The organism is Undibacterium sp. TC4M20W (genome assembly GCF_049340245.1).
In the GTDB taxonomy this organism is placed as follows: domain Bacteria; phylum Pseudomonadota; class Gammaproteobacteria; order Burkholderiales; family Burkholderiaceae_D; genus Undibacterium.
In genome coordinates this window covers 352,165-369,552 of sequence record NZ_JBMPPI010000001.1, presented here as the reverse complement: position 1 = coordinate 369,552, position 17,388 = coordinate 352,165, and the positions used below count along the sequence as shown (strand labels likewise).

18 protein-coding genes are annotated in these 17,388 nt (G+C 51.7%); 7 read left to right on the top strand and 11 right to left on the bottom strand.

All coding sequences use genetic code 11. The annotated features are described in order from the left end of the window. Together ACO0LL_RS01805 and ACO0LL_RS01800 are read left to right on the top strand one after the other, a co-directional pair. Nucleotides 1-639: an SGNH/GDSL hydrolase family protein gene (locus ACO0LL_RS01805; RefSeq protein ID WP_422949176.1), complete on the top strand. Its 639-nt coding sequence runs from the start codon at nucleotides 1-3 to the stop codon at nucleotides 637-639. A gap of 69 nt (nucleotides 640-708) precedes the next feature. Further along, nucleotides 709-1,140: a nuclear transport factor 2 family protein gene (locus ACO0LL_RS01800; RefSeq protein WP_422949175.1), complete on the top strand. Its 432-nt coding sequence runs from the start codon at nucleotides 709-711 to the stop codon at nucleotides 1,138-1,140. Nucleotides 1,141-1,209: 69 nt separating this feature from the next. Here the strand turns inward: ACO0LL_RS01800 and ACO0LL_RS01795 are convergent, their stop codons facing one another. The 6 genes from ACO0LL_RS01795 to ACO0LL_RS01770 all read right to left on the bottom strand — a co-directional run bounded on the left by ACO0LL_RS01795 (nucleotide 1,210) and on the right by ACO0LL_RS01770 (nucleotide 8,113). Then, nucleotides 1,210-3,132 carry a M64 family metallopeptidase gene (locus tag ACO0LL_RS01795; RefSeq protein ID WP_422949174.1) on the bottom strand — a complete coding sequence of 641 codons (1,923 nt, stop codon included), beginning with the start codon at nucleotides 3,130-3,132 and terminating at the stop codon, nucleotides 1,210-1,212. A gap of 252 nt (nucleotides 3,133-3,384) precedes the next feature. After that, entirely contained in the window at nucleotides 3,385-4,848 is a 1,464-nt protein-coding gene (locus tag ACO0LL_RS01790) for a sulfite reductase subunit alpha (protein ID WP_422949326.1), read from the bottom strand. 30 nt (nucleotides 4,849-4,878) lie between these two features. Beyond that, the gene (locus tag ACO0LL_RS01785) at nucleotides 4,879-5,895 is read right to left on the bottom strand and encodes an FAD:protein FMN transferase (RefSeq protein WP_422949173.1); all 1,017 of its coding nucleotides are present in this window, start codon (nucleotides 5,893-5,895) and stop codon (nucleotides 4,879-4,881) included. Between the two features lie 48 nt (nucleotides 5,896-5,943). Further along, a complete protein-coding gene (locus ACO0LL_RS01780) occupies nucleotides 5,944-6,753 on the bottom strand; it encodes a DUF4198 domain-containing protein (protein WP_422949172.1) in 810 nt (269 codons plus the stop codon). Nucleotides 6,754-6,772: 19 nt separating this feature from the next. After that, nucleotides 6,773-7,291: a DUF2271 domain-containing protein gene (locus ACO0LL_RS01775; protein WP_422949171.1), complete on the bottom strand. Its 519-nt coding sequence runs from the start codon at nucleotides 7,289-7,291 to the stop codon at nucleotides 6,773-6,775. Between the two features lie 165 nt (nucleotides 7,292-7,456). Continuing rightward, on the bottom strand, nucleotides 7,457-8,113 hold the full coding sequence (locus tag ACO0LL_RS01770; RefSeq protein ID WP_422949170.1) for a PepSY-associated TM helix domain-containing protein: 657 nt from the start codon (nucleotides 8,111-8,113) through the stop codon (nucleotides 7,457-7,459). A 195-nt stretch (nucleotides 8,114-8,308) separates the two neighbouring features. On the opposite strand from ACO0LL_RS01770, the gene glmU reads away from it, so the two are divergent. Next, a complete protein-coding gene (glmU, locus tag ACO0LL_RS01765; protein WP_422949169.1) occupies nucleotides 8,309-9,667 on the top strand; it encodes a bifunctional UDP-N-acetylglucosamine diphosphorylase/glucosamine-1-phosphate N-acetyltransferase GlmU in 1,359 nt (452 codons plus the stop codon). 80 nt (nucleotides 9,668-9,747) lie between these two features. Here glmU and ACO0LL_RS01760 read toward each other — a convergent pair whose 3' ends face one another. Beyond that, entirely contained in the window at nucleotides 9,748-10,485 is a 738-nt protein-coding gene (locus tag ACO0LL_RS01760) for a hypothetical protein (RefSeq protein ID WP_422949168.1), read from the bottom strand. A 356-nt stretch (nucleotides 10,486-10,841) separates the two neighbouring features. Between ACO0LL_RS01760 and ACO0LL_RS01755 the strand changes: the two genes are divergently transcribed. Beyond that, on the top strand, nucleotides 10,842-11,891 hold the full coding sequence (locus ACO0LL_RS01755; protein ID WP_422949167.1) for a porin: 1,050 nt from the start codon (nucleotides 10,842-10,844) through the stop codon (nucleotides 11,889-11,891). A 120-nt stretch (nucleotides 11,892-12,011) separates the two neighbouring features. On the opposite strand, the gene ACO0LL_RS01750 is transcribed toward ACO0LL_RS01755, so the two are convergent. Genes ACO0LL_RS01750 through ACO0LL_RS01740 form a run of 3 tightly spaced genes read right to left on the bottom strand, consistent with a single transcriptional unit; the run spans nucleotide 12,012 to nucleotide 14,213 of the window. Continuing rightward, nucleotides 12,012-12,830 carry an SDR family oxidoreductase gene (locus ACO0LL_RS01750; protein ID WP_422949166.1) on the bottom strand — a complete coding sequence of 273 codons (819 nt, stop codon included), beginning with the start codon at nucleotides 12,828-12,830 and terminating at the stop codon, nucleotides 12,012-12,014. Further along, nucleotides 12,827-13,582: a class II aldolase/adducin family protein gene (locus tag ACO0LL_RS01745; RefSeq protein ID WP_422949165.1), complete on the bottom strand. Its 756-nt coding sequence runs from the start codon at nucleotides 13,580-13,582 to the stop codon at nucleotides 12,827-12,829. The genes ACO0LL_RS01750 and ACO0LL_RS01745 overlap by 4 nt, the downstream gene beginning before the upstream one ends. Before the next feature lie 40 nt (nucleotides 13,583-13,622). Next, nucleotides 13,623-14,213 carry an HD domain-containing protein gene (locus tag ACO0LL_RS01740; protein ID WP_422949164.1) on the bottom strand — a complete coding sequence of 197 codons (591 nt, stop codon included), beginning with the start codon at nucleotides 14,211-14,213 and terminating at the stop codon, nucleotides 13,623-13,625. 128 nt (nucleotides 14,214-14,341) lie between these two features. Between ACO0LL_RS01740 and ACO0LL_RS01735 the strand changes: the two genes are divergently transcribed. The 3 genes from ACO0LL_RS01735 (at nucleotide 14,342) to ACO0LL_RS01725 (ending at nucleotide 16,799) form a co-directional block, all read left to right on the top strand. Next, nucleotides 14,342-15,010 carry a Crp/Fnr family transcriptional regulator gene (locus ACO0LL_RS01735; protein WP_422949163.1) on the top strand — a complete coding sequence of 223 codons (669 nt, stop codon included), beginning with the start codon at nucleotides 14,342-14,344 and terminating at the stop codon, nucleotides 15,008-15,010. An 80-nt stretch (nucleotides 15,011-15,090) separates the two neighbouring features. Further along, nucleotides 15,091-15,915 carry a substrate-binding periplasmic protein gene (locus tag ACO0LL_RS01730; RefSeq protein ID WP_422949162.1) on the top strand — a complete coding sequence of 275 codons (825 nt, stop codon included), beginning with the start codon at nucleotides 15,091-15,093 and terminating at the stop codon, nucleotides 15,913-15,915. Nucleotides 15,916-15,974: 59 nt separating this feature from the next. Then, nucleotides 15,975-16,799: a substrate-binding periplasmic protein gene (locus ACO0LL_RS01725; RefSeq protein ID WP_422949161.1), complete on the top strand. Its 825-nt coding sequence runs from the start codon at nucleotides 15,975-15,977 to the stop codon at nucleotides 16,797-16,799. 17 nt (nucleotides 16,800-16,816) lie between these two features. Here the strand turns inward: ACO0LL_RS01725 and ACO0LL_RS01720 are convergent, their stop codons facing one another. After that, a complete protein-coding gene (locus ACO0LL_RS01720; RefSeq protein WP_422949160.1) occupies nucleotides 16,817-17,287 on the bottom strand; it encodes an Lrp/AsnC family transcriptional regulator in 471 nt (156 codons plus the stop codon). Nucleotides 17,288-17,388: the final 101 nt, after the last annotated feature.

Below are 17,388 nucleotides of genomic sequence, written 5' to 3'. Positions count from 1 at the left end.
ATGCGACACATACTGGTTTATGGCGATTCCATGTCCTGGGGCTTGATCCCGACAACACGCAAACGCCTGAATTTTGAAGAGCGCTGGCCCGGTGTGCTGGAGATAGGTTTGAATAGCGCCGACCAGCATGTGCGCGTGGTCGAAGATTGCCTGAATGGCCGCCGCACTGTCTGGGAAGATCCCTTCAAACCGGGCCGCAATGGATCGCAAGGCCTGGCGCAGCGCATAGAAACCCTGACGCCTTTGTCTCTTGTCATCGTCATGCTCGGTGTGAATGATTTCCAGTCCATGCACCAGAATAATGCCTGGCTGTCTGCACAAGGTCTGGCCGTCATCATCAATACCATACGCCAGGCACCGGTAGAACCCGGCATGCAAATCCCGCCCATACTTATCGTCGCACCACCTATGCCATATGACCCCAAGGGCATGATAGCGCCCAAGTTTGTCGGTTGCGAAGAAAAGTGTGAGGGACTGGCCGAAGCTTATAAAGAAGTAGCTGCCGCTGCTGGCTGCCATTTCTTTGATGCTGGCAGTGTTGTGACATGCAGTGAATATGATGGCGTGCACCTGGATGCTGACCAGCACCTTATCCTGGGTTGGGAACTGGTCGGTGTTGTTACGTCTATGCTGAAATGAAGCTTGAAAAATAAGTTTGAAGCTAAGTTTGAAAACTAAGCTTGAAGATTAAGTGTGAAATGAAATTTTATGACTGCTGATTTACATGCCATACAAAACCTGCTCGCCAGGTTTGCCAATAGCTTTGACCTGAAAGACTGGGATGCCTTGAGTGCCTGCCTTGCCAGTTCCATCCATACTGATTACTCAGATTTGCGTGGCACACCGCCTGAGCAGATGAGCAATCAGCATTATGCAGAATTACGCCGCATCGCCCTGCAAGACTTGCAGACCCATCATCTGAGCGGCAATACTGAAATTGAATTGAACGATGCTGCAGCAAATGCAAAAGTCTCCACCATTATTTTTCGCAAGAATGCAGATGACCAGACCCTGCACACGCATTGCCTGTACCAATTTGGCTTGAGTAAATCCAGTGGGCAATGGCTGATCAATTCCATCGCCCAGAAAGTATTCTGGAGTGATGGCCAGACGGCGATACACGCAGGTATCGTCAAATAACAAAGCCACCCTGAGGTGGCTTTGTTATTGCGCTTGCCAGCGCAATCTCATGCATGCTTAAAGCGCACATCAGGCAAATTGTATCTGCCCATCGTAAATACCTACCAGTGTAATCGCTGCAGAAGTATCAGTGGCTGTCACAGCAGATGCAATCGCGATGCCATTCGTGATGGATGCCTCAGGCGTCAGGAAATTCAAGCCCCACTCCACAGCGAACTGATTGGCGACCTTGATTTTATTGTCGAGCAGATTGACGACCCAGCCCCAGGTCGCATCACCCGTGAAGGCACGTGCACCGGCGAGTACGGCGCTGACCATGGAGCCACGGCTCTGTATGCCGGTATCGAGTTCATTGAGCCAGTATTTGAGGCCGGCTGCGTCCGCACCATCTGCCCTGCCCATGGCATTCTTGTAAATGATATTGATAAAATCAGTATTGCTGAGGCTGGCGCTGTAACCAGTCTGCGCCGGGAACTGCGCAGCCGCGAGGAAGAAGGCATCACCTATCTGTTTGAAGCTCATGCCAGACTTGAATTGTGTAATCCAGTAATCCAGGCCATCCGCATCAGGCACACGGTTGAAATAGGCCACATACAATTCTTCCAGCGCCTTCAATTCACCGGTCTTAATGGTATGCGCATTGTCATACACCGTGGTGTTGACGATGTAGTCAGTGAACTGAATTTTTTCTACATTGTGGGCAGCCCAGTAAGCCGCATTCTGGTTACCCAGCAACATGGTGTTGTTGCCGATTTCCCAGACAAAATAACTGCCGCCGCCTGTACCGAGTTTGGCGTTGATGACCAGGGTATCGGTGCCCGCACCGCCATCAATGTAGTCATAGCGTACCGACTGAGGTGCACTCAGACCTATCGTGTTGTTGCTGCCATCAAACTGGAAGATAGTGTTATTGCCATTCAGGCTGCTGGCGGCACCGCTGACATTGACAATAGTTTTGTCCAGCGTGGTGGTTTCTGTTTGCTGCGTGGTGTTCAGGTTTTTGCGTATATAGCCGGTATTGTCGATGGTCGTCAGGCTCAGGCTGGCCCCAGCCTTGTAGGCACCGGAGCCATAGGCATCAAAGTAGAGCTTGTCTGTGGTATTGACCGTGTTGCCAGCGATCTTCCAGGTGTAAGCCAGCAGGCTGGCATCAGGCACTGATGGCTGGTAAATGCCAGGTATGCTGGAATACAGGTCGAGGTAGTCGCCAATGGCAGCATAATATTTGAGGGCAAAGGCTTCTTTTTCAGGCGCGCTGAAGGCGACACCCAGATGATTCATTTTTGAATCCTGGGTCGCACGCCATATGCCAGTGTTGCGGTAATAGCCGCCCTGGTAAGTACCCACCACGCCAAGATCACCATCCTGAAAACCCAGCCATGCAGACCATGGTATGCGGTTCAGCGAATCGGTCACATGCGGACTGGCCAGGAAGCCGGGATCTGTCGTTGGGTAATTACTGGCAATTGAAGTATCGACATATTCATCCTGCAAACCAGCAAAGCTGTGGCCTATCTCATGCAGTACGACTTCAGCCGATGAAATATTTCCGGCAGATGCCCAGGCGATGGAACCGCCAGCGCCACCATACAGTGCCGTATTGACCAACACCACGACCAACTCATGCGCATCACTGGCGACGGCGCTGTTGACGTAAGAAGTGACCTTGGAAATATCACCGTACAGCAAACGCCCATCACTGCCATGCTGGCTGGCATCAAAATAGGTATTGACGCTGATATTCTGGTTGGGCTGGTCAGTTCCTGATTGGGTTGAGGCGACAAAAATGGCACTGGCATTGAACAGGTTTTTGTATGGCGAGAATGGCGCATTCAGTTTGGCATTCGAATCACCCAGCATATTGTCGAGAAATTTTTGCGCATCTGCTAAAAACTTGGCGCGCTCGGCAGCCGTATAACCTTCGGCAACAAAGACAATATCAACGCGGTTTTTGCTGCTGCCGGTATTCAGTAAGGGGGTGACGTCTGCCATGATGGGTGAGCCTTGTAGATAGTAGCGCAACTTCCTGTGGGCCAGTTGGTGATTGCTGCCTTGTCAGGATGTACTTGATAAATATATTAACAAAAACGACCAACTGCTATCGTACAACAACGTGTATGTAGAAAGACATGTATTTCATGTAGGGAATTGCAACAAGTGTTGCAAATTGAACGCGGGCATGGATGGTTCAATTTCTGGCATGGGCGAGCTGATGCAACAAGTGAGCCCAGTCCTTCCCAGTTTTTAATACACATCCCGTTTGTACAATCCCGACTCAGCCATCTGTTCCAGTTTATCCAGACCCAGCAGATTACTCAAGGTCTGGTGTACATCTTCTGCCATGCCTTGCAGGCTACCGCACACCAGAATGCCTGCGCCCTGTTCTACCCATGCCACTATGTCTGCCTGTTGCTCTTGCAAGGCATGCTGTACATACCGGCGTTGGGCCTGGTCGCGGGAAAAACACAGGTTCAGTTTGTTAAGCACACCACTGGCTTGCCAGTCCTGTATTTCCTTGCGGTGGAAAAAATCATGCGCCTCGTTTCTTTCACCAAAAAACAACCAGTTGCGTAAATGACCACGGGCAGCGCGCGCCTTGATATGGGCGCGCAAGCCTGCCAGGCCTGTGCCGTTGCCTATCAGTATCAGGGGATGGTCCTGCGATGGCGTGTGGAAGTTACGGTTTTCGCGTATGCGCAATTTGATGCTTTGTCCGATTTCTGCATGGGCTGTCAGCCAGCCCGAACCTATGCCGAGGCTGCCATCCGGACGGCGCATTTGCCGCACCAGTAATTCCAGCTTGCCATCGGCAGGCAGGGAAGAAATCGAATATTCACGATGTGGCAGGGCAGGGCGTTCTTCAGAGGTATTTTCATTCGCTGTCTGTGGCGGATAGTCAGGGCCAATTTCTGCGATATCACCGGCCTGCCAGATATATTCACCGCTACCTGCGTCTTGCTCTGGAACACAGGCGATGCGGTAAGCGGGCCCACCGAGGCTGCCAGGATTGAGCAATTCTCTCTCAGTCAGTATCCATTCCTGATAAGCCGGTTTGCTCCAGTCAGCCATTTCTGTATGGCCGCTGAGCAAGCCGAGATAATGCTGCCAGTGTCGCAAGGCTGCTTCATCGCCATTATCGACTTCTATCATGTCAAACAGGCTATGTGCGTGCTGGTGCTTGAGCCACAGATCTACCCTGTGGGCAAATGCGCAGAATTGCTGATAATGCCTGTCACCGAGTGCCAGTACGGCGAAATGCAAATGCGATAAATCGATTTTCTGGCTCATGAGCAGACGTGTGAATGACGCTGCATTGTCAGGCGCATCACCTTCGCCAGTAGTGCTGAGTATGAATAAAATGCGGCTGGTCTTGCTTAAAGTTTCTGCCTTGATAGCGGCCAGGCTGCTCACAGCAACACTCATACCGGCATCCTGCAAATGCTGTGCAGTCTTGACGGCGATTTGTTCTGCAAAACCAGTCTGGCTCGCATAGGCGATCAGGACGTTCTGTGCATTTGCCTGATTTGGTTCAGCACCAAAACCATGGTGTTGTGTGGCCAGTTCATCTTTATGCCTGCGCAGGGTTTGCAGACAAAAACTCAGGTAGCTGATAGCGACCAGTGCAGTGCTGTGTTGTTTTTGTGCTGGAGAAGGAAGAAAAAAGCTGGCCAGGCACAAGAGCGTCAAGGCCAGGCAGATACGGTTCATCCAGCTTAAAGAGGGCAGGCGCATACGCGATTAATCCAGCATGGCACGCAAGGCCTTGCTCATTTTTTCTTCAAAACCAGACGCGGTTCTTTGCAGGAACAGGGCCGCGATCTGATGTTGTTCGGCATACTCCAGACCGGCAGCGCAACCCAGCACCGTCAGCGCAGTAGCCATGGCATCTGCCACCATGCATTCAGGGTGCAGCACCGTGACCGAGGCAAGATCATTCTCTACCGGATAACCAGTGCGCGGATCAAGCGTATGCGCATAGCGGCGGCCATCCTGTTCAAAATACTGGCGGTAATCGCCAGAAGTCGCAATCGACAGGCCATGCAGGGCGACCAGATATTCCTTGTCCAGTTTTTTTGTATTTTCTGCAGGGCTTTCTATCCTGACCCACCAGGGTGACTGGTCTTTTTTCATGCCGAGTCCGCGTAATTCTCCACCGAGTTCTATCAGGTAACTGCTGATTTTATTCGCATCGAGATAACGGGCAATCTGGTCCAGCGCAAAGCCCTTGGCAATTGAGGATAAGTCCAGCGCAACGCTGCTGGTGCCCGTGCCAGTCTGGCGTATGCGCTGGTTCAGGTGATCCAGTTCCAGCGATTTCCAGTTCCCACAGCTCAGGGCAAGGTTGATCTCGGTTTGTGAGGGAACGTCTTCGCGTTTGCCCGCAGGACCAAATCCCCACAAATCAACCAGCTTGCCAGCAGTGATATCGTAAGCCCCACCTGTCTGTTGGGACAGGTACAAACTGTAATCGACCAGCTTGAAAAATTCTGCTGGCAAAGATTGCCAGCTATTGGCTGCTGCTCGGTTGAACTCGCATAAATGTGAGGACGGGTCCCAGGTACTCATCTGCATGACGACCTGGTTCAGCTCGGCTTCTATACCCGCCTGCAATTCGTGCACATCGTGGGCTGGCAGGCAAAGTAGCTGCACAGTCCAACTGGTGCCCATGCTCAGCCCATTGAGTGTATGGCTGATCGCATGGGCAGGCGGGATTTGCGGTTCCGCCACATCCAGCGGTATAAAAACACGACGCATATTGCTCAGTATGTATTACTTAGTATTATTGCTTAGTATTGATGACTATTATTGCGGCAACACTTCCAGTGTGGCTACATAGCTGGCTATCCTGGATTTGGCCGGGGCCTTGACTTGCTTGTCGTCCTTGATTTCTGCTTCCATCCAGTACAGGCCTGCATTTGCCCAGGTCACGCTGAACTTGCCATCGCTATCAGTGACGAAAGTTTTTTCATCAAGCTTCTGACGGTAACGTACGCCACCAGCTATCAGGGTGACACTGACCTTGGCTGCCGGTTTGCCATCCAGGGTCAGGCGGAATTGTGCTGTTTCACCGGCGACCAGATCATTCGGGTGAGTGGCACCACTCAGTTCCAGGCCACTGCCGGTAATTTCCATCGCCTTGCCACCGGGTTTGCCATTCGTGACGAAGGTTTCAACGCGGCCACTGCGTTGTGTGACTTGCAGTTCTTCTGCATTGGCTGGCACTTCTTTGGCAAAAGTTTCTGCCGTACCGCGCCAGCGCTTGACCTTGCCTTCTTCCTTGTAACTGGCGAACAGGCCTTCATTCAACAGACCAATTTTATAGCTGCCAATCTGGCTGAGCTTGACATCGAAACTGCTACGGTATTTACCGGTATTGGCATTTTCCGGTTTCAGCGCAGTGCCGTCTGGTGCTGTGATAAACAGATTATCAAGCTTCAGCGCATTGTGATCAAACACAAACACATCGGTAGCAGCAGCTGCATCGACGGTCACCCATGGGGTATTGCCAGCAACCACAGTTGAGGACGGTACCAGGAAGGCGCGGTGCGCCTGCGCCGTGAATGCTGCGCAAGCCAGTGCCGAGAACAGAGCGATTTTTTTAAAATGTTTCATGATTACCCTTGAGCCAGTCTTATTTGATCGTCACAGCAATAGTTCCCAGCTCATGGCTGCCCTGGGCTTTGAGGTTTTGCTCGCCTTTGGCTTGCCACTGGAACGGTACTTTAACCACTTCACGGCCACCGCCCTCACGTGCAGCTTCAACGATAAGCTGGTAGTCACCTGCTGGCAGTTTCGCCAATATACCCTTGTCACCGGCAAAACTCAGGGTTTGCTCGCCTGTTGTACGGGTGGCACCACTGACACCTTCGACCGGCATTTGCAATTCACGGCCACTGCGACGCCACCACTGGCGCATGTCCTTGAGCCACTTCGTGCCTTCATTGTCCTTTTTCTTCAAGTCATACCAGACAGCCAGGTTGCCAGCAAATGTCTGGTCTGGTTTTTCCAGCCAGATTGCCACATAGGGTTTGTGATATTCAGCCACATTCAGACGCGGCACTTCGACTTTCAAAGTCAGGTCAGCCGCGACAGCATTCATGGCCGGGACACCCAGCAAACTGGTGATGGCAAACGGGAGCAATTTACGCATGGATATACAACCTTTTTATAGACAAAGAGTGGACAGTTTAAATCTTTTAAATAAGCAAGGACTTACGCAAAATTGTCCCAGCAAGGCGCAGCGACGAAGACAGTACTTTTATAGTACGGCTAGGAGCTGCAACGCAGCTGGGGCGGTTTTGCGTAAGTCCCATAATTAGTGGATGAACATCAGGGCGAGTATGAGTGGCAATACCAAACCAAACACCACCACCGGCCAGGTGCTCGGGCGTTTGCCAGCGTGCATCTTCAGCAGGAACAGGCCAGTCACACAAAAAATCAGGCAGACCACGGCAAAGGCATCGATAAACCAGTTCCATGCTGTGCCGGTATTGCGGCCTTTGTGCAAGTCATTGAAATAGGCAATCCAGCCACGGCTGGTCAGCTCATATTCCACTTCCCCATTGTCCAGTTCTATGCGCACCCAGGCATCGCCACCGGGCCGGGGCAAGCCTATATAGACTTCTTCCGGTGACCATTCCGGTGCCTGGTCACCCAGTTTTACTCCCATGTCTTGTGCCAGCCATTCACTGACATCGCGGGGTATCGCGGCATCATCGATATTTTTCAAAGCGTTCAACTGCGACAACAAGGCAAATGGCAACTTGCCTTCTTTCTTGCTAACCACAGGATGCGCTTCGATCTGGGCCGAATGATTCAGGGTGATGCCTGTCGCGGCAAACAGGATCATCGCAATCAGGCACAGTGCCGAACTGATCCAGTGCCATTGATGTAAATGGCGCAACCAGAAAGCCCGGCTTTGTTGTTGCGATAAATTGTCCGTACCTGCTTGCATGAATTTATTCTTGTTCATTCTAAATGATAACTATTCTCAATTGTACATGGAGTCGTGCCGGAAAAGCACTGGGAATTGTACATTTTTGTTTCCTGCACGGAGAGCGATAAACAATTTGGCAAGTCTGTGATGAATCTTTGCTAAGCTTTTCATACAGTTCAGCAAAGCCGCACGTGATAAACTTTTGAGGATTTCAACTTATATTCACCCATTATGAACGTCGTCATTCTTGCTGCAGGCATGGGCAAACGCATGCAGTCTTCCCTGCCTAAAGTTTTACATGCGCTGGCAGGCAAGCCTTTACTGAATCATGTGATCGCCACTGCGCGACAACTGCAGGCCAGCACTATCTGCGTGATCTATGGCCATGGTGGTGAACAAGTACCAACAACCGTTGCCGCGGAAGATTTGCGCTTTGCACTGCAAGAGCCACAACTGGGTACCGGCCACGCCGTCGCCCAGGCTTTGCCTGTGCTGGATATCAATCAACCTACCCTGGTCTTGTATGGCGATGTGCCACTGACAACGCCAGCCAGCCTGGCACGCCTGATTGCGGTTGCGGGTAAAGACAAGCTCGGTATATTGACGGTGGACATGGCAGACCCCACTGGTCTTGGCCGCATCGTCAGGGAAGAAGGCGTCATCAAACGCATCGTCGAACAAAAAGATGCGAATGAGGCTGAGCGCCAGATTTCCGAAACCAATACCGGCATCATGTCCATACCAACTGCTCACCTGCAAAAATGGCTGGGCAATCTGTCGAACAAAAATGCCCAGGGTGAATATTATCTGACCGATATCGTCGCTCAGGCAGTGGCCGATGGTGTGGAAGTTGTCTCGGCCCAGCCAGATGCAGTGTGGGAAACCCTGGGTGTCAATAGCAAGGTGCAACTGGCCGAGCTCGAACGCACGCATCAAAAAAATATCGCCCTCAAATTACTGGAACAAGGCGTGGGCCTGTATGACCCGGCGCGCATCGACGTACGCGGTAGTCTGCAATGCGGGCGTGACGTGTCCATTGATGTAGGCTGCGTCTTTATCGGTGACGTGCAACTCGGAGATGGCGTCACGATAGGCCCGAACTGCGTCATCAATAATGCGCGCATTGCAGCAGGCAGCAGCATCAAGGCTTTCTGTCATATTGAAGATGCGGTAGTCGGTGCCAAATCACAGATAGGCCCTTATGCAAGATTGCGCCCAGGTACAGAGCTGGCAGAAGACGTGCACATCGGTAATTTTGTCGAAGTAAAAAACAGCCAGATCGCCGCACACAGCAAGGCCAATCACCTGGCTTATATTGGTGACGCCACCATAGGCAGCCGCGTCAATATTGGTGCCGGTACAATCACCTGCAATTATGACGGTGTGAACAAATCGCGTACCATCATCGAGGACGATGCGTTCATCGGCAGTGATACACAACTGGTGGCACCAGTGCGGGTAGGCAGGGGCGCGACATTGGGCGCAGGCACGACACTGACCAAGGATGCACCGGAAGGCAAACTGACCGTTTCACGCGCAAAGCAGATCACGATCGATGGCTGGCAGCGTCCTGTCAAAATCAAGAAGTAAGCATTCATGGTGTAGCGGTCAGCCATGTCAGTCCTGTCAGTTATATAGGCTGGCCGCTACACAGTAATACACATCAAAAATCAGGACAATGTTTGCAATAACTGCGCAGCTTTCTGGGCTTGTGGCGCATTGTTTTTGACTATTTCGTTCAAGTATTTTTTTGCTTCATCTGCACGGTTTTTCTCTGCTGCCAAAGTCGCAGCGCGCATCCACACCGCGCCACGGAAATTCACATCAGTCTGGGCAAACTGCCGGGCGTCAATAACATCTTTCAGCAATTGCTCACCCTTGTCGTGGCGGTTCATTATTTTGGGCACAGCCAGGTAAGTGCTAGCAGCGACAAAACGTACTTCCAGTGCCACAGGTACGCTGCCATGCATGGCGGGGCTATTGTCCGCCAGTTGCAAAGCCTGTTCTACCATCGCTGTGCCATCTTCCAGTGCTGTGGTTTTTTCACCTTTGGCGAATTTGTCGAGTGAAGACTTGGCAGTTGCTGCACCAGCATAAGACATCAGCAAAGGATTGCCTGGTTCTTGTTTCAACAAATTGTTGAAGGTGTTTGCTGCTTGTAAATTCTCCGTTCTGCTGGCATCTATTTCAGCCTGGGCGAGTGAGTTGATGTAGTCCTGATTCAACCATGCAGTCACAGCATTGGCGACATATTGTTCCTGGCTGATGGTCGGTGTACTGACCAGTTGTTTCACGGCGGTCTTGAATTCAGTTTCCGAGAAAGCCATGGCATTGCTCGCAGCAAGAGTGGCGATGCCGGCGGCAAGCAAAACGGTTTTGATGGTAGTTGTAGTAAAGAGGTTTTTCATGATGGACTCCAGTAAGTTAATAAGCTGTGTGTTTGTTTGTGTGTTGTTCGGTACGGCAATGTCAGATTAAGGGCTGGTCGCGCAAGTCACCACCGGTATGAGATCAGTGGCAGGAATCTGGTGTGAAGCCTGAAAAAACTGGCGTGAAATGAGTTCTGGCAAAACAGAAAATTTCTGCCTATGGTGTATGAGAGTTGCGAAGAGTGCACCGGGAGGCAATTTCACAACAGTATGATGCCGGTTTGATAAGTGAACCGGGCTTAGAAAGGCAACTGAAAGCTTGTACTCCTTAGCATGTGACCTGACTACATGACACGCATGTTGTCTGCACAACAAAAATCTACAGGAGATCACCGATGAAGAAGTTACTCGGCGCAGCCACGCTGGCCTGCATGGCAACAGCAGCGCATGCCCAAACCAGCGTCACCATTTATGGCCTCATTGATGCCAACATTACTTACAACAATAATGCAGATGCCAATAAAGGCAGCCAGTTCAAACTCAATAGCGGGGGCATGAATACCTCTCGTTTTGGCCTGCGTGGCAGTGAAGACCTGGGCGGCGGTTTGAAAGCCATCATGCAACTCGAAGGCGGTATCCTGCTCGACACCGGCGCTTCTGATGGCGACATCTTTGGTCGTCAGGCCAATGTCGGCCTGCAAGGTGACTTTGGCCGTGTGGTTGCAGGCCGCTCTTACAGCACCACCTATGATTTCATTTTGCCATTTGACCCTATGGGTTATGCGCCGCAGTATTCCTGGGCAACATCTGCCGGTGCCACTGGCAACCGCAAAGACGGCATGCTGACGACCATTTCCAATCTGGTCAAATATCAGTATGACGGCAAGGGTTACAAACTCGGTGCGACCTATGGTTTTGGCGAAGTGGCAGGCAATACCTCAGGCAATGCCAAATACATCGTTGCGGCAAGTGCATTCGACGGGCCATGGGCTGCCGTCATCACCTATGAACAAAATAATAGCGCACCGATAGCCAATGGTTCTTACGACCAGGCCAAAGTCTTGCATCTGGCTGGCTCTTACGAACTGGGTGACGTCAAGCTGTTTGCCGGTTACCGCAACTTCAAGAAAACCCTGGCAACGGGTGCAGCAGACCAGCGCAGTGACACACTGTGGCTGGGTGCCAATTATGCGATCGCACCTGCATGGACTTTGACTGGTATCTACTACTATCAGGACATCAAGAATGTTGCTGCCGGTGCAGATGCTGACCCGGGTTTGCTGGTGCTGCGTGCGAGATATGCGCTGTCAAAACGCACTGACATCTATGTCGCCACCGGCTACGCCAAGGCCAGCAATAACAAGCTGACAGGCGTGTCGCGTGATGATGCAGGTTTTGCGACGAATCAGACATCGGCAACTGTCGGTATACAACACCGCTTCTGACTCGTGAACTAAAATCAGCTCGTAGGAGCGGCTTCAGCCGCGAACAGCATACCGTTAAAGTAAAAATGTTTGCGGCTGAAGCCGCTCCTACGAGAGAATTGATGTTCGGGCCTGTAAAACTCAATGCGGCCTGACTTCCTTCTTCAAAGCCGCCATCGCCATTTTCTCAACCAGGCCAGGAGCTATCAGTTTCAACCAGCGTCCCAGCTTGCCCTTGAAACTCATGACAACTTCGCGGTCGCCGCGTTCATAGCCACGTATGATCAGTGATGCACATTCTTCTATCGACATCGCATCATCTTCTTTCAAACCACTCTTGCCTGCTGCTTCACCCGCAGCGTTATAACCGTTATAGCGTATCTGGGTAGCCACCACGCCAGGATAAGCCAGCGTCACCTTGACGCCCGCCTCTTTCACTTCTGAACGCAGGCTCTCAAAAAAACCGCCCATGGCAAACTTGCTCGCGCTGTACGCGGTGCGGCCCGGTACACCGATCAGGCCAGCCAGGGAAGATACCGCGACGATAGTGCCGCGTGATCGTTTGAGATGGGGCAGGGCTGCATGCGTGCACCAGACACTGCCCCAGAAATTGATACGCATGAGCTCCTGGTACCAGCCTAGGTTATCAACTTCTTCGAGCAGCGCCTGGGCCGATTTTCCCGCATTATTGATGAGCACATCGATACTGCCAAACTGTTCCACTGCTGCTTCTATCAGATGGCGGCAATTGGCTTCCATGCCGACATCGGTTTTTACTACGTGCGACACGGCACCAAAGGCCTTGCATTCGGCAGCCACTTTCTTGAGTGCTTCTTCATTGCGCGCCGCCAGCACGAGTGCCAGACTCGGCCCATATTTTCTGGCCAGTTGACGCGCAATCTCTGCTCCTATTCCATCTGAACTACCGGTAATGACAACGACCTTGTGCTTTGCCTTCATAGTTTGTAGCTTTCATCCGTTCGGTCAAGTTTGCGTATCAGGGAGGGCCAGACAAAGGCACCACCCAAACCACCAGTCTGTACGCGCATGGCCTCTGCCACCCCTTTGACGATAAGCGGGTTCACATGCACCAACTCACCCCCAGCCTGCGCTGCCAGTTGTATCTGGCAAGTCGCTTCAAAGGTATACATCGACAGGAAGGCATCGGCGATCGACTTGCCTGCTGTCAATAAGCCATGATTGCGCAACATCAGGAAGTTAGCCTGTCCCATGTCAGCTTGCAAGCGCGGCTTTTCATCTTCCCTGAATGCAACGCCCTCATAATCATGATAAGCCAGCGATGCCAGCACAAATGTCGATTGCTGCGACAGCGGCAGCACACCACATTTTTGTGCGCTGACGGCAACACCGGCCCGTGTATGCGTATGCAAAACACATTGCACATCTTCCCGCGCGGCATGCACAGCACTATGGATGACAAAGCCGGCCGGGTTCACCGGAAACGGTGAGTCAATCACCTTATTGCACTGCTGATCCACCTTCACCAGAGAGGACGCTGTGATTTCATCAAACATCAGACCATAAGGATTGATAAGGAAATGATGCTCAGGTCCGGGTATGCGTGCACTGATGTGAGTGAACACCAGATCGCTCCAGCCATACAATGCGACAAGGCGGTAACAGGCGGCCAGGTCGACACGTACTTGCCATTCTTCTGCGCTGACTTGATCTTTTACTGAACGTATATCCATGATGTCTCCGGTGTTGTTTTTTTGTGACTCGGGTTTGTGATTACTTGTCGTTGTTGGCGCTGACAGCAGCTTTGTAGATCGTGTTTCGCGGTTGACTAAACAGCTTGGTCAGCATGGGTTCAAATTCCACCAGCGGGAAGGTTTCTGCATGCGCATCAAAAGACGGGTTGTCGTATAGTGCGCAAAATTCTGCCGTGCGTTCAAAATGCGGGTGCGTCCGGAATTGCTCGCGCATATCCCTGTCCATGCCTATGTGGTGGAAAAAATAATTGCCCTGGAATATGCCATGATGTTGCACCATCCACAGGTTCTCCTCACTGACAAAAGGCTTCAAAATGGCAGCCGCAATATCCGGGTGATTGAATGAGCCCAGTGTGTCACCTATGTCATGCAACAAGGCGCAGCACACATATTCATCATCACGGCCATCGCGCAGCGCACGTGTGGCGGTTTGCAGCGAATGGGTGAAGCGATCTATCGGGAAGCCGCCATAATCCCCTTCAAGCAGGCGCAGGTGCTTCATCACACGGTCTGGCAAAGCCTTGGCAAACTCCTTGAATTCACCGCCGATCAACTGCCAGTCTTGCTGGGTACTGTCCTCCATGCGGACAAATTGCGCACGATGTTGCATTTAGCTACTCCCTGAAGTTTTGCATTTCTGTACCTTACTACGCGTGTTTCACCTTAAACTGTCAAATCTTTTACAATTGACCATATCTGATCACACGAGCATCCTTTATGGTGTCACAAGCAAATTTAATGGCTATCCTGCTGGCCGACTCCTGGTTCGCCAGCTTGCCGTTAGCAGACCGCAAGACCATGTTAGCCGCATGTGAACATTTGCGCTTGCGGCCCGGTGAAATGTTGTTTCGACAAGGCGATGAACCCCATGGTTTTTATGCTCTGCTCAGTGGCAGCGTCAAGATGTCTACTCTTAGCGCAGAAGGGCGTGAAGCCATTCTTATTTTTCTGGAAGCAGCCACCTGGTTCGGTGAAATCTCTCTGATTGATGACCAGCCGCGTACCCATGATGCCACCGCACTGACCGAGGTCGAGTTGCTGGTGCTTGATCCACAAGTTTTCCGCAGCCTCATGCAGCGCAATTCCTTTGCTGCCGCAATTGCCCGCATGCTGGCAAGACGCATACGCTTGCTGTATGGCATAGTTGAAGATGCCAGCCTGCGCTCAGTACGCGCCAGAGTGGCACGCCGTCTGCTGTTGCTGGCAGAAGTCGCCAGCCGTCAGGAGGATGGACATGCCATCGTGCCAGTAACACAAGAAGCACTGGCCATGATGCTGGGCATGACACGCCAGACTCTGTCGAAAGAATTAAGTTTTTTCAGACAGCATGGTTTGATCAGGCTTGCTTATGGCAAGATAGAAATCCTGTCAGAAAGCAAGCTCGAAGCTTTATGTGACAAAGAGTGACTTTCTTGACTGCAATCTTGCTTGCCGTCAAGCATCATAATGATCTATCGTGTACAGGTTCATGTTCAAGGTGAATCTTGATGAATATGCTGACAAAGTGCCACGCCATGCGTGTTGTCCTGATGTTATTCCTGAGCCATTTTTCCTGGCAGGCTCAGGCGGCTTGTTCACGCGTCATCAATGCACCCGTGGCTCCACTGGGTTTTAGTGTGATTGTCAACGGCGATAGCGTCAGCGGCATTTATCCTGATATTTTTCGTAGCATCTCGTCCAGAGAGACTTGCCAGTTTCATTTTTTAGCCGTACCCCGTGCCCGCCTTGAACTGATGTTTGAGAACGGCCAGGCAGACGTCCTGTTCCCCGCCATCCGCACCGCCAGACGCGATGAGCATGGTATTTTTATTCCCCTCATTTACACACGCGCCACGTTGATTTCCTTGCAGTCTGCGCGGCCCGCCATCCACAGCCAGCAAGAACTGCTGGAGCAAAAAAACCTGAAGGTAGTGATCGTGCGTGGCTATGATTATGGCGAAGCCTATCAGGCCATCCTCACAGAATTACAAAAACAGGGCAGGTTGATTGTCGAGGCTGACACGGTCTCTGCTGCCCGCGTCCTCAAGGCCGGGGTCGCCGATATCTCCATTATGGCACCGTATATTTTTGCCGGTGCAGTGCAGGGCGATGCCAGGGTAGAGGACATGGCTGACAAGCTCAGGTTTGAAGCCCTGCCAGAACTGAACTGGAGCGACAGCGGCATCTACCTGTCCAGAAAAAGCCTGAGCCAGGATGACCGTAACGCCCTACAAGAGATGATGGACCGCGCCACCCGTGCAGGCATGGTGTGGAAAGCTTTTTCACGCTATTACAAACCAGACGTGTTAAAAGAAGGTAATCGCCCACGCTAGGCTAGTCTGGCGGCGCAGGTGTTGAATGTTCAAAATGGCTATAATCAAGAAGAATAGTGATGGGTTCTCAGATGCAGATTGCCGTATTACGCATAATATTGTTTGCTGCCCTGCTGGCATGTGCCCCGCAGATTTTTGCAGCCTGTTCACGCATCATCAATGTGCCGGTCGCCTCGACCGGTCGCAGCGTCATCATCAACGGCGAGCAAATTGATGGCATATACCCAGACCTGTTGCGCAGTCTCATGGAAAAAGAGGCATGTAAATTTGCCCTCGCAGCCGTGCCCAGGGCCAGGATGGAACTGATGTTTGAAACCGGCAGGGCAGACTTGCTTATCCCCGCCAGCCGCACTCCCAAGCGCGATGAACATGGCATCTTCATCCCCATGATCTATAACCGCGCCACCCTGATATCCCTGGAAAGCAATCGCCCCGTCATCAGTTCAGTGCAAGACCTGCTGGATAAAAAAGACCTCAAAGTTGCCCTGGTGCGTGGCTTTGATTATGGTCCTGCCTACCAGGACCTGATCAAAGAGCTGAGCAGGCAAAAGCGCTTGTATTTTGATACCGACCCGCTTTCAGTAGCGCGCTTGCTCAAGGCCGGTATTGCTGACATCACTATCATGGCCCCCTCCATACTTGCAGGTGCCATCATGGACGATGGACGCGTACAAGACATGCTCGACAAGCTGCGTTTCGAGCCTATCCCCGAATTGCCATGGGGGGACAGCGGAGCCTATATATCCAAAAAATCTCTGGGTGCAGAAGACACCGCAGCACTCAAGGACCTACTGGAGCAAGTCGCCAAGTCCGGCATGGTCTGGAAAGGATTTCAGCGGTATTACCCGGCGAATGTCTTGAAAGAAAGCATACGTCCACGCTGAACGGGCTTACCCAAAAACTATAGCGCGATAGCAGTCTCAAACTTGCTGCGCAAGATAGAAAAAAAACTACGCACATTACGCACATTCGCATGCGTCGCAAACAGCTTGTGCGCCAGCGCATGATAAGCCGCCATGTCTGCCACCTGTATCACCAGCACAAAATCCGGCCCCTGCGACACGCGGTAACATTGCTGCACCGCCCCTTCCTGCGCCACCAATTGCTCAAATTGCACCAGCTTCTCAGTCGCCTGATGATCGAGTGTGATTTCGACGATGGCAGTCAGGCCGGCTCCCAGTTTGCTGGCATCCAGCAGCGCCACTTGACGGCTGATGATGCCTTCATCCGTCAGCCGCTTGACGCGGCGCAGGCAGGTCGGCGCAGATGCATGCACCCGCAAGGCCAGCTCATGATTGGTCAGCGAGGCATCTTTTTGCAATTGCTGCAAAATGCGTTTATCCAGTTCGTCCAGCTCATTGATAGTCAGCATATGATTGATAATTCCAAAATTTCTTATGTATTGAAATAATAGTTCAAATTGAAAATTGATGTTCTATAAATTTCAATAATAGATAAATTTTGAAAGAAAAT